Origin of the sequence: Phocaeicola faecalis (genome assembly GCF_021730445.1) — a bacterium.
Taxonomy (GTDB): domain Bacteria; phylum Bacteroidota; class Bacteroidia; order Bacteroidales; family Bacteroidaceae; genus Phocaeicola; species Phocaeicola faecalis.
Window position 1 is genome coordinate 89,572 of sequence record NZ_JADNRM010000011.1, and the last position, 13,493, is coordinate 103,064.

A 13,493-nucleotide genomic window follows, 5' to 3' on the forward strand; every position below is an offset into this window, starting at 1 on the left:
CACCCTCGCTACAGGTAGCTGTAGCGAGGGTGACTTTTAGTTTATGAGAGTTTCGACACACCCTCGTATTTTTTTAACCTTATTATACTTGTTATCAACTAGAAATAAAGTCCGAACCCTATTTTGAAGCCCAATTTACTGTATTCAGAAGTATGGTTAAAACTCAAATCATAATATACAGCAGGTTCTACGGTCAGATTTCGTCCCAGAAAGAATGCATAACCCACTTCCGGTGTCAGGCAAACAAGATTCTTCTTATAATCCCCATTAGAAAGATGTTTGTAAGCCATTCCAAGTCCGCCATATATCCCACAACTAGATAAATAATAACGTCCTTGTGCTCCAATACTTGTCTCATCTGTTCCATGTTCCACATACTGTCCTTTGAAATTTAACAGTATCGCAAAGTTGTCGGCAACAAAAGCACCACCTCCCAACGTAAAGCCAAAATTGGTTCCCTCATACTTGCTATGAGAGAGGTCAAGCCCTGTCAATGAAGCATTCACATACCAAACATCCTTTTCAAACTGTGCATGTGCACCTAATGTCGTTACTACCAACATCACCAAGCTGACTAAAAATTTCTTCATAAAGTTGTCGTTTAAGTAAATATTCTATTTCTTGTTCTCCATGTTCTGCCTTTCCTGTTCTCTACGCTTTTCCTGCTTACGAAGAACAATCCAAAGCAAGGCAATGATAAGATAGGATACCCCTATCGTTACATATTTTTCCGTATTACCAATCTCTGTATTCCGCGGAATAAAATAAATAGCCATTATTGTGGTGTAAATAAATAACGCCATGGGCAACCTAGTTGATTTCTTATATTTTCTCATATACTATACTACTTTGTTTTTTATACCAAGTTATAAATCCTATAGCTGCAACCAGCGTACATATTCCTCCCAACACATACGAGATATGACCGGAAAGTGCCAATCCTTCGGGCGCAATACAAATATAAGTAGAACAAACCGCTGTCATAAACAGAGCCGGCAATAACGTAATATAATAATTCTTTTTCATACGCACCAAATATACGGTTATCGCCCATAAAGTAAAGACAGACAATGTTTGATTACACCATGCAAAGTAACGCCAAATCATATCAAATCCTGCCGCATCGCGTTGGCTATACAGCAAAATACCAATAGTCACAGCAAAGATGGGAATGCAAATCAATAAACGTTTTGTTACACTTTTTTGTTCCAAATGCATAAAGTCGGCAACAATCAACCGGGCCGAACGCAATGCTGTGTCTCCACTGGTGATAGGTGCTGCAATCACCCCTAGTATTGCCAGCAACCCTCCAACTGTTCCCAACCATTCTTTTGTTATACTATCCACTATTATCGAAGCATTGCTTTCTTCCATACCATTCCGATGGAAGAAGTAAGTAGCGGCAGCCGCCCATATCAATGCCACAATACCTTCTGTTACCATTGCTCCATAAAAAATCGGACGACCATATTTTTCGTTCTTCATGCAACGGGCCATCAAAGGAGACTGTGTAGCATGGAAACCACTAATGGCACCACAAGCAATAGATACAAACATGATGGGAAAAATAGGCAAACCGGCAGGATGAGTATTTTGTATGCCGTCTGTTATTTCGGGCAAAGCCGGATGATGCCATATCAACATAGCTAAAATTCCGACTGCCATGAACAACAAAGCAATGGCAAACAATGGATAAATCTTGCCAATAATCTTATCCACCGGCAGCAGGGTAGCCAACATATAATAAACGAAAACAATAATAATCCAAAAAGTTACATCCATATAATCAGGCGTTAACTTGGCCAATAAACCGGCAGGCCCGGCAACAAACACCGCTCCAACAAGTATCATCAGAACAACAGTAAAGCCACGCATCAACTGTTTGGTAGGAAGTCCCAGATAACGGCCGATTATTTCGGGAAGACTCTCACCATTGTGCCGTAGAGAAAGCATTCCTGATAAATAATCGTGTACAGCACCGGCAAAAATAGTTCCCAATACAATCCATAGATAAGAGGCCGTGCCGAATTTTGCTCCCATAATAGCTCCGAAGATAGGGCCTAGACCTGCAATATTAAGAAACTGAATCATGAAAATCTTCCAAGTGGGAAGGGGAATAAAGTCTACGCCATCCTCCATAGTCAGAGCCGGTGTTTTTCTATTCTTATCAGGGCCGAAAAGACGCTCTACATAGCTTCCATATAAAAAGTATCCGCCTATAAGAACCAATAATGCAATAATAAAGGTTATCATATACTCTATTTAATTGTTTTGTCATCGCAAAAATAACGATTTAAATGATTACTTCTTATCTTTGCAACAAAATTAAAGCGAATGCGAACACTATTTCTTACTTTATTACTGGTAATGCTAACATCTTTACCGGTTATATCACAACCTAAATACGAAATTCGTGCTACTTGGCTCACGACCTTGGGCGGAATGGATTGGCCGCGCACCAAAGCAGGAAACGCAACAGGCATTCAACGCCAGAAAAAAGAATTATGTGATATACTCGACTGTTTGAAAGCTGCGAATTTCAATACTGTATTATTGCAAACCCGCCTGCGTGGGGATATGATATATCCGTCCTCCATCGAGACTTTTGCCGAATCGCTGACAGGATATACCGGACGTAATCCGGGATACGACCCATTGGCTTTTGCCATTGAAGAATGCCACAAACGAGGCATGGAACTGCACGCTTGGATAGTGACCATCCCGGCCGGAAACACCCGGCAAGTAAAGCTGTTGGGACGAAACTCCATCGTACAGAAGAACAGAAAAATATGCAAGCTATATAAAGGTAACTGGTATCTGGATCCGGGCAATCCTGAAACCAAAGAATATCTATCCCGCATCGTGAAAGAAATCACTTCACAATATGACATAGATGGCATCCATTTCGACTATATCCGTTATCCCGAACAGGCTGATAACTTTCCGGATAAAGATAGCTACCGCAGATATGGAAAAGGAAAAGAGTTGAGACAATGGCGTCGGGATAACATTACCGACATTGTACGCCGCCTTTATACTGATATCAAGTCTATCAAGCCATGGGTAAAGGTAAGCAGTTCACCCATTGGTAAATACCGTGACACAAACCGTTACCCATCCCGCGGTTGGAATGCTTATCATGTAGTCTACCAAGATGCACAAAAGTGGTTAAAAGAAGGAATTCATGATGCTTTGTTCCCAATGATGTATTTCCAAGGAAACAATTTCTATCCTTTTGCATTAGACTGGAAAGAAAATAACGGCAACCGTTGGATTATTCCCGGACTAGGAATCTATTTCCTCTCTCCTCGTGAACAAGATTGGCCATTGGACGAAATAGTTCGCCAAATTCATTTCACCCGTCAGATAAAGCTAAACGGACAAGCTTATTTCCGCAATCGCTTTTTACTTGATAACACCAAAGGAGTACTGGATGAACTAAAAGAAAACTTTTATACGACTCCTGCACTGATACCTCCTATGAAATGGGCAGACAGTATTCCACCTTCTGTTCCGTCTACTCCTTCGGTACAACAACTGCCCAATGGTAAACTTCGCATGAGTTGGCAAGCATCAACCGACAATAGCAACCAAGCTGTTGTTTACCATTTATATGGTTCCAATACATACCCTGTGGACATTAACCAATCCCAAAATTTAGTGGCTACACATCTTATTGCCAATGAATATGAATACGCAGCCATTATCCCTTGGTTGCAAAAACAATACTTTGCCGTCACCGCAGCCGACCGTTTCGGTAATGAAAGTGCTCCACTGGCTCTGAATACTGTTTCGGATATGGATATACCATTATTAAATAAAGGAGATATGCTCTACCTGCCAGAAATAGAGGATGCGCAAACTATCATTATCTATAATGTCACCAACGAAGAAGTATGGAAAACCGATTATGTCAATAAACTGTTTCTAGCATCATTACCCGATGGCTTTTATACAGTAAAAGTATTCAATCGACAAAGTAAAAGCCTATTTGCAGGAAGTATTATGAAGTAAATATTCACAAAATAACATCTTGTTTCATCCTTTCTTATGTTTTCTATACTCGCTGGGAGACATTCCCATTATCTTGGAAAACAAACGAGAAAAATAATAGCAGTCCTCTATTCCTATTTTATGGCAAACCTGATTTATCTTGATATCTGTACAGTCTATCAGATAGCAGGCATGCTGTATCTTCAACAAATTGAAGTAATTGACAGGTGAGTGTCCTGTACGGTTATTAAAAATGGTAGAAAAATGAGAGACAGAATATCCCGTATGCCCGGCTATTTCAGAGATACTGAGTTTTTTTCCTATATTTTCTTTCATAAAGTGAATAGCCGCATCTACTAAATCATTTGAAATATCATTGACTGTAGCATTTCTATATTCTTGCAAATAACAAATGGTACCAAGAAAATGATGGAAAGCCGAACAAGCATACAACAGATTTTCTTTACTGTATCCCAATTCTAATGTATGATATATTTCTTCAAATAAATTCAACCGTCCATTGATACGTGAATAAATGGTAGGTTTGATATCAATAGGAGTCAATAGACGTGAAGCGTAATACTCTGATAAGTCTCCTTTGAAATGTATCCAATAGATTGTCCATGGATCTGTATCATCGGCTCCATAACTATGGGATACATTAGCAGGCAAAATAAAGCATTGATTACTTTTTATTTCGTAACGCTCATTATTCACGTCAAACCATCCTCTCCCCTCCACGCAATAAATAAACACATATTGTGAAATGGGAGTTTCACGTTTTCTGAAATGATGTTCTGCCCGTGGATAATATCCTATATCCGTAATATGCAACGCATTGGCCAAAGGATTATTTTCCATCGCATGTATGATTGATGCAGGAAGTACCAAAGCTCTTTCACCCGAAAATCCATCTTTGCGTTTAATCATCGTTGCAGAAGTTACAGTTAACGGTAGCAAAGATAATGGCTTTCATGCAGACAGCAAAGTTATTATCATAAGATTATCCATCCAATTCAAAAGTTTATCTATTCCCTATTCAAGAAAAATACAATTCCTTTGCGATATGATTTATATAACAATACACAATGAAAAACATTAATTCAAAGAATTTACTATTTATCTGCTTCATTTCTGCAATGGGCGGCTACTTGTTTGGTTATGACTGGGTAGTCATTGGCGGAGCCAAAATTTTTTATGAACCATTCTTCATTATCGAAGATTCAGCAACGTTGCGTGGTTGGGCAATGAGTAGTGCCTTGTTAGGCTGTTTGGTCGGAGCAGGATTCTCCGGCAGTTGGAGTGATAAATATGGTCGCAAAAGGCTGTTAATATTATCCGCTTTGCTATTTTTAGTGTCTGCTGTCGGTACTGGAGCTGTCGATAATTTTTCCTGGTTCATTTTTTATCGTATTGTAGGTGGATTGGGTATTGGAATCGCTTCAAATGTTTCACCTATATATATAGCTGAAGTATCACCGACTGAAATACGCGGAAAACTGGTATCTTTAAACCAACTGACCATTGTATTAGGCATATTGTCTGCGCAACTGGTCAACTGGATGATAGCAAACATATTTACAGAAGGGAGTTCACAACTCTCTGCAGAAGGAATAGAACAGGCATGGCGATGGATGTTTTGGGCGGAAGCATTACCGGCTGCCTTATTTTTCACATTGGCTTTCATTATCCCTGAAAGTCCACGTTGGTTAGCCACCAAAGAGGTGAAAGAAAAATATGATTGGCGGGCTTTGTCACAACCGGGCGTGTGTCGGGTATTAATATTAGGAATCGTTTTGGCTGTTTTCCAACAGTGGTGTGGTATCAATGTTATATTCAATTATGCTCACGAAGTCTTTTCGGCTGCCGGTTATGAAGTATCGGATGTCTTGATGAATATCGTGATAACAGGAGTAACGAATGTAATTTTTACTTTTGTTGCCATTTACACTGTTGACCGTTGGGGAAGAAGATCATTGATGTTAGTAGGCTCGGCAGGACTTGCCGCTATCTATCTGCTGATGGGATGTTGTTACTTTCTAGGGATGAGCGGTTGGATAATGCTGGTACTGGTAATGATGGCAATTGCTTGTTATGCCATGTCATTAGCCCCCATTGTATGGGTTGTGTTATCCGAAATATTTCCACAACAAATCCGTGGAACAGCTATGGCTATCTCTACCCTCTTCTTATGGATAGCCAGCTTCATCCTCACTTATAGTTTTCCTCTCTTGAATGAATCATTACAGGCTGCCGGAACGTTTTGGCTGTATGGAGGTATTTGCTTAGCGGGATTCTTCTTTATTCGTGCCCGACTACCGGAAACAAAAGGAAAAAGTCTGGAAGATATAGAAAAAGAAATAACAAAAAAATAAAACTGATATGGACATCAAAGTAAAAGTTTGGGAAGAAGACATTCAGCTTCCTACCTATGGTATTGGCAAACCGGAAAAGAATCCGATGTTTTTTGAAAATAGAGTTTATCAAGGAAGTAGCGGGGTGGTTTATCCTTATCCTGTTATAGAAAAAATCTCAGATACTTGTCAAAATCAAACGTATCATGCTGTTTATCTGGAGAATGAGTATGTTAAGATTATGATTCTTCCTGAATTAGGCGGGCGTGTACAAATGGCTTATGATAAAATAAAACAACGTCATTTCATTTATTATAATCATGTAGTAAAACCTGCTTTGGTGGGACTGACGGGACCGTGGATTTCCGGTGGTATTGAATTCAATTGGCCTCAGCATCACCGTCCCAGCACTTATCTACCCATAGATTTTACAATTGAAGAAAGTGCAGATGGAAGTGCCACTGTATGGGTGAGCGAACGAGAACGTATGTTCCATCAGAAAGGAATGGCAGGTTTCACTCTGCGTCCCGGCAAAGCTGTACTCGAAATTCAAGGAAAACTATATAACCCGACTCCTGTTCCGCAAACCTTTTTATGGTGGGCTAATCCGGCTGTTGCAGTCAATGAAGCCTATCAATCGGTTTTTCCGGCTGATGTCAATGCCGTATTCGATCATGGTAAGCGGGATGTGTCAAAATATCCTATTGCTACCGGCGTCTATTATAAAATGGATTATTCGGCCGGTGTAGATATCTCACGTTATAAGAATATACCGGTACCCACTTCATATATGGCTATCCGTTCAAAATATAACTTTGTGGGTGGCTATGAAAACGATACTCAAGCGGGAGTATTGCATGTAGCCAACCACCACATCTCTCCCGGGAAAAAACAATGGACTTGGGGAAACGGGGATTTCGGACAAGCATGGGATCGTAATCTGACAGACACAGATGGGCCCTATATCGAATTAATGACCGGAGTTTATACCGATAATCAGCCTGACTTTACTTGGTTGCAACCTTATGAAGAGAAGATTTTTACCCAGTATTTTATTCCTTACCGTGAATTAGGAGTGGTAAAGAATGCCTGTTCGGATTTGCTAATGAACATAGAACCGGAAGGTACTATGGACGCAGTGCTGAAGCTTTTTGCTACATCCGTACAGAAGGACTTGCGAATTGTAGTTAAACGCCAAGGAGAGATTATTTGGGAAAATGTTACAAATCTGGCTCCTGAAGCAGTATTTACTCATACCATTAAGAATATATCGCTTGATGAAGCGGAGATTTATATTTATCGTTCAACCGGCAAACTACTGCTTTCATGGGAAGCAGAACCGAATGAAATCAAACCGGTTCCCGAACCTGCAAAGCCTGCATTACCTCCTTCAGAAGTCCGCTCTACAGAACAACTTTACCTGACTGGATTACATTTGGAACAATATAGGCACGCTACCTACAATCCGACTGATTATTATTTGGAAGCCTTACATAGAGACAATAGCGACATACGCAATAACAACGCTATGGGGTTGTGGTTATTCCGTAAAGGACAATTCAAGAAAGCCGAAGCTTATTTACGTAAAGCTATTAAAACCCTGACCGAGCGTAATCCGAATCCCTATGATGGAGAACCTTATTATAATTTAGGTCTTGTATTGAAATATCAAGGTAAGACCGTTGAGGCATACGATGCATTCTATAAAGCATGCTGGAATGCTGCTTGGCAAGATTCAGGCTATTATTCTTTGGCCCAATTGTCGGCTGCACGTGAAGAGTGGGATGATGCACTGAACGAAATAAATCAGTCATTGGTACGTAACTGGCATAATCATCGCGGACGCCATTTAAAAGCAATGATACTTCGCAAATTAGGACGAGAGGAGGAAGCCATAAAACTGATTGAAGAGTCACTTAATATAGATAAATTCAATTTCGGATGTGGTTTTGAAGCATGGCTTCAGTCCGGTGAAAAAGAAATGTCACCTAGTTTAAGAATATTAATGCGCAATGAATCACGCAATTATGAAGAATTAGCAACAGACTATGCCCAAGCCGGCAACTGGAAAGATGCATTGACTGTGGTAAATACAGCACTAGCCAACATATCCGTTCCTTCAACAATGCTATTATATTATAAAACATGGTTCTTATGTCAGATGAACCAACAGGATGAAGCTATCCGTGTAGTGACCCTAGCTGAGAAGAGTCCGTTAGACGAATATTTCCCCAATAGTCTGGAAGCCATTTTAGCTCTTCAGTGCGTAACCAATTTACCGGTACATGCACCAAAAGCTTTTTATCTATTAGGTAATATATGGTATGACAAGCGTCAATATCAGGAAGCTGTCAACGCATGGGAACGCTCTAAAGAAATGGACCATTCCTTCCCTACTGTATTGCGTAATCTCTCATTAGCTTATTTCAACAAACTCGGAAAGAAAAAAGAAGCAGTGCAATTACTGGAACAGGCATTTCAGCTTGACAGAACAGACGCACGTATCTTAATGGAATTAGACCAATTATATAAACGGATGGATTATTCTCCGAAAGAACGTTTGCTTTTATTAGACAGTCATAAAGAAATAGTAGTTACTCGTGATGACCTCTATTTGGAATACGCTACGTTACTCAATCTGACCGGTAAATACGAACAAGCGATGCAACTCATTGACCGACGTCAATTCCATCCTTGGGAAGGAGGAGAAGGCAAAGTACCTGCCCAATATCAATATGCACGTATGCAATTGGCAAAGAAATCTTTAAAAGCAGGAGAATACGAGCATGCACTTGCCTTGATTGAAGACTGTTTTGTCTACCCTCATCATCTAGGAGAAGGAAAACTATATGGTGCACAAGAAAATGATTTCTTTTATTATAAGGGATGCATTTTGGAAGCAATGGGTAATCATGACGAAGCACATTTATTGTTTATAAAAGCTGCTTCGGGCAATGGACAACCCACAGCTGCCATGTATTATAATGACCAAAAGCCCGATAAAATCTATTATCAAGGCCTAGCCTTACGAAAATTGGGAAAAGAGACAGAAGCACGCGGAAAATTCAATTGTCTGATTTCTTATGGTGAAAAACATTTGTACGATACTTTTGTGATGGATTATTTTGCTGTGTCTTTACCCGACTTACAGATTTGGGAAGATGACATGAACAAGAAAAATCAAATCCACTGCCACTATCTCATGGGGTTGGGACATTTAGGATTAGGCAATAAAGAAAAAGCTGCCAAATGCTTCAACTATATAAAAGAAATGAATCCTAATTTCCAGGTTTGGATATAATGGCATAAAACGAATACAATATGAAACGATTGAATCAATTATTGCTTGCTCTACTGGGGACAATATTTTTAGCAGGATGCAGAGAAAGTACATCTGTCCTTTCTTTGGCAGGAGAATGGGAATTTGCCATAGACAGCACGGATATAGGAATTGCAAAACACTGGTATTCCCAATCTTTTCCTGACAAAATAAAATTACCCGGGACTATGGATGATGCAGGATACGGTACCCCAAATCAGCTGTTACCCTCAGTAAGTAAACCACAAATATTGCATCTCACCCGTAAACACAGCTATATAGGTCCGGCTTGGTACATACGCGAAATATCTATTCCTTCAGATTGGAAGGAAAAGAACATAGAACTGAAGTTGGAGCGTGTAATTTGGCAAACAAATGTATGGATAGACGGTAAAGAAGTGAATGGAGAGCAAGAAAGTTTGATAAGCCCTCACTGCTTTGACCTAACAGAATATCTGTCACCGGGGAAACATCGGATAGCCATTCGAGTAGATAACAGAAAAAAATACGACATCACTGCCGGTGATATGGCACATGCATATACCAATGAAACACAAATCATGTGGAATGGTATTTTGGGAGAAATCTCTTTGCGGGCGAAAGATGCTGTCTTTATGAAAGATATACAGATATATCCCGATATTCAAACCCGGGAAATCCATGTGAAAGGGAAACTACAAAACACAGGGAATAAAGCTTCGGGGACATTGACTGTTCATGTAAAAGAGAAAAACACAGGCAAATCTGTTACGGAAATAGAACAGCAAATGGACCTTTCGGCAGGCGAAACAATGCTGGACTTTGTTTGTCCCATGGGCGAGGACGTACGGCTTTGGAGTGAATTTACTCCGATAATGTATGAGCTGGAAATAAAGATGAAAACCAAAGAGAGTCTGGCGCAAGAGAAAATTGAATTCGGAATGCGCCAAATTGGTCGTAATGGAGCCGATTTATTAGTCAATGGTAAAAAAGTGTTCCTCCGTGGTACATTAGAATGCTGTATTTTCCCATTGACAGGTTACCCCCCAACCACTAAAGAAGGATGGTCAAAAGTCTTTCGTTCTGCTAAAGAATGGGGATTGAACCACCTTCGGTTTCACTCTTGGTGTCCTCCTAAAGCTGCATTTGAAGTAGCGGATTCACTCGGTTTTTATCTGCAAGTAGAATTACCACTTTGGTCTTTGAACGTAGGCGAAAATCCTGCAATGAACCAATTCTTGTATGATGAGGCAAAACGAATTTTATCGGAATATGGCAACCATCCCTCTTTCTGCTTTTTGAGCCTTGGCAATGAATTGCAACCGGACTTTGTTTTTTTGGGAGGTTTATTGGATACGGTTAAATCCCTTGATTCCAGACATTTGTATACAACAACTTCTTTTACTTTCGAAAGAGGACATGGCAATTGGCCTGAGCCGCACGATGATTTCTTTATCACTCAATGGACTAAAAAAGGATGGGTGCGCGGACAAGGAGTTTTTGATGTAGAAATGCCAAACTTCAATAAAGATTATTCTGCTTCTGTAGATAGTATGCCTGTCCCGGTCATCACGCATGAGATAGGGCAGTATGCCGTATATCCCGATTTAAAAGAAATAGCAAAATACACAGGCGTATTGGAACCTCTCAATTTCAAAGGAATCAAACAAGAACTGGAAAACAAAAATCTACTAGAGAAAGCAGATGATTACTTGTCGGCATCCGGTCGTTTGGCTGCCATTTTATATAAAGAAGAAATAGAACGTGCTATGAAGACTCGCGGCATCAGTGGTTTTCAACTCTTAGACTTACATGATTTTCCCGGTCAGGGAACAGCATTAGTCGGTTTACTAAATGCTTTTTGGGAAAGTAAAGGCGTAGCCAATGCTACAGACTTTCGTCAATTCTCTGCTCCGGTTGTCCCATTAGCCCGCTTCCCAAAAGCTGTATACAAAAACAACGAACTGTTTACAGCCAGCATTGAAGTTGCTAATTACAGTTCCGAAGAAATCAACAACAAGAATATCAAATGGACATTGACTGGCCAATCCGGTCAATCTTTAAAAGAGGGTATTTTCCCTCTGGCAAACATAAAGAACGGAGGGGGGAATATAATAGGTGAGATTTCTTGTTCCTTATCAGAAGTGACCAAAGCCGAGCAATTAAAATTAACGGCTTCCATTGATGGCTCCAATTATAAAAACACTTGGAATATCTGGGTATATCCGGCCACTCTGACAATAGAAAAAGGAGATATTATAGTAACAGACAAACTTACCGAAACACAAAAAGCTCTTGCAGCCGGTAAGACTGTATTATTCAATCCGCCTTATCAAACGTGTGCAGGCTTACAAGGTAAATTTGTTCCGGTTTTTTGGAGTCCTGTCCACTTTCCCAAACAAGCGGGTACAATGGGGTTGCTGTTAAATCCTAATCATCAAGCTTTCACCCATTTCCCTACAGAGGGACATACCAACTGGCAATGGTGGAGTCTAACAACCCAGTCGCGTACTTTAGTAATTGACAGCATATATCAACACGTTACCCCATTGGTGGAGTGTATTGATAACTTTTCCAATAACCGCCGATTAGCAACTCTTTTTGAGACCAATTGTCTGAATGGGAAATTAATGGTATGCAGCATGGATTTACTAAACCGTCAGGATATATTTCCCGAAAAGAGGCAGTTATTATATAGTTTAATCAGCTATATGAAGTCCGATGCTTTTGTTCCTGTCAAATCCATTTCATTTGAAGATCTTTGCTCATTAGTGACACCAAATACAAAAACTAATAAGAAAGAGACTCCCCAATCTGTCTATTAATAGGTTTAGTTAAAATAAGGGCCCGACTATTGGGACATAGGACACTAGCATTCTACCGAATAAAACCGGCAGACTCTAGTGTCCATGCAAACTCTGTTTTACACAAAATTTAAATACTATGAATAAAATAACGGAATATTCCCTTTGGGAAGTGCTAGAACAAATTAAGTCAAGCCTAAAGAGTAAACGATTGGCAGATGTCTTCCGTTTTACTTCTTTCTATCCTTCCGAAACTTATGGTCCCCATAAGCATATGCGTATAGAAATTAATTATGTAAAGAAAGGAAATTGTATATTACATATAGATAAAGAAAGTATAAATTTCCATGAAGGTGATATCATGATTATCTCTCCTAATGTAGAACATCAATTTGAGGCTGGAGTAAACGGTACGATATTGATGCAATTGGAATTCCTGCCCGAAATATTTTCCCACCTTCATTCAAATATCAGAATTGATACAGAAGCCATGCCTACACCTTCTTTTTTATTTTCCAAAGAAAACAGATTGATTAAAATAGTAAATAATATAAATGTAATACGAACAGTACAGCGTATTATAAACGAGTTAGAGCATAAAGGGTCACATTATCAATACTTAGTAATAATGTATTATGCAGAATTATTAATCTTTCTCTACAGATATATGCATGAAACCTATCTGTCTATTTGTACAAATGACTTGCTAAGGAAAGCAATTTGCTATATTCAACACAACTATCAAACGGACATCAATGTCAATGATATAGCTGGACATGCAAGTATCAGTGAACGTTATTTAAGGAAATTATTTTCTCAAAACTTAAATCTTTCTCCCTTAGATTATCTGAACCAGATTAGAATCAATAAATCGATTGAACTGCTAAAGAATACTGAAAAGTCCGTCAAAGAAGTTTGCTTTCTTTGCGGTTTTCAGTCGCCACAATATTTTTCACGTATTTTTAAGCAGCAGATAGGACTCTCTCCCCGCGAAATAGCCAAATCTCTGCCGTAAAATAATCCATTCACTTATTTATTTAATCT

At 39.5% G+C, this 13,493-nt stretch carries 9 protein-coding genes; 5 read left to right on the top strand and 4 right to left on the bottom strand.

The features are described from left to right. Positions 1 to 98: 98 nt before the first annotated feature. From IR173_RS11730 to IR173_RS11740, 3 genes are read right to left on the bottom strand one after another with little or no spacing between them, the layout of a single operon-like run. Positions 99 to 590, bottom strand: a complete 492-nt coding sequence (locus IR173_RS11730) for a hypothetical protein (RefSeq protein ID WP_237039787.1) — start codon at positions 588 to 590, stop codon at positions 99 to 101. A 24-nt stretch (positions 591 to 614) separates the two neighbouring features. Beyond that, complete coding sequence (locus IR173_RS11735) at positions 615 to 836, bottom strand: hypothetical protein (protein ID WP_237039788.1); 222 nt, start codon at positions 834 to 836, stop codon at positions 615 to 617. Continuing rightward, the gene (locus IR173_RS11740; RefSeq protein ID WP_237039789.1) at positions 823 to 2,253 is read right to left on the bottom strand and encodes a carbon starvation CstA family protein; all 1,431 of its coding nucleotides are present in this window, start codon (positions 2,251 to 2,253) and stop codon (positions 823 to 825) included. The genes IR173_RS11735 and IR173_RS11740 overlap by 14 nt, the downstream gene beginning before the upstream one ends. A gap of 81 nt (positions 2,254 to 2,334) precedes the next feature. Between IR173_RS11740 and IR173_RS11745 the strand changes: the two genes are divergently transcribed. Continuing rightward, complete coding sequence (locus IR173_RS11745; RefSeq protein WP_237039790.1) at positions 2,335 to 4,014, top strand: glycoside hydrolase family 10 protein; 1,680 nt, start codon at positions 2,335 to 2,337, stop codon at positions 4,012 to 4,014. Between the two features lie 24 nt (positions 4,015 to 4,038). Here the strand turns inward: IR173_RS11745 and IR173_RS11750 are convergent, their stop codons facing one another. Continuing rightward, complete coding sequence (locus IR173_RS11750) at positions 4,039 to 4,923, bottom strand: AraC family transcriptional regulator (protein ID WP_237039791.1); 885 nt, start codon at positions 4,921 to 4,923, stop codon at positions 4,039 to 4,041. A 158-nt stretch (positions 4,924 to 5,081) separates the two neighbouring features. Between IR173_RS11750 and IR173_RS11755 the strand changes: the two genes are divergently transcribed. The 4 genes from IR173_RS11755 (at position 5,082) to IR173_RS11770 (ending at position 13,464) form a co-directional block, all read left to right on the top strand. Then, a complete protein-coding gene (locus tag IR173_RS11755; protein WP_237039792.1) occupies positions 5,082 to 6,368 on the top strand; it encodes a sugar porter family MFS transporter in 1,287 nt (428 codons plus the stop codon). Positions 6,369 to 6,375: 7 nt separating this feature from the next. After that, positions 6,376 to 9,648, top strand: coding sequence for a DUF5107 domain-containing protein (locus IR173_RS11760; protein ID WP_237039793.1), 3,273 nt, complete (start codon positions 6,376 to 6,378; stop codon positions 9,646 to 9,648). A gap of 20 nt (positions 9,649 to 9,668) precedes the next feature. Continuing rightward, the gene (locus tag IR173_RS11765) at positions 9,669 to 12,470 is read left to right on the top strand and encodes a glycoside hydrolase family 2 protein (RefSeq protein ID WP_237039794.1); all 2,802 of its coding nucleotides are present in this window, start codon (positions 9,669 to 9,671) and stop codon (positions 12,468 to 12,470) included. A gap of 118 nt (positions 12,471 to 12,588) precedes the next feature. Continuing rightward, positions 12,589 to 13,464, top strand: a complete 876-nt coding sequence (locus IR173_RS11770; protein WP_237039795.1) for an AraC family transcriptional regulator — start codon at positions 12,589 to 12,591, stop codon at positions 13,462 to 13,464. The last annotated feature ends 29 nt before the right edge of the window (positions 13,465 to 13,493 follow it).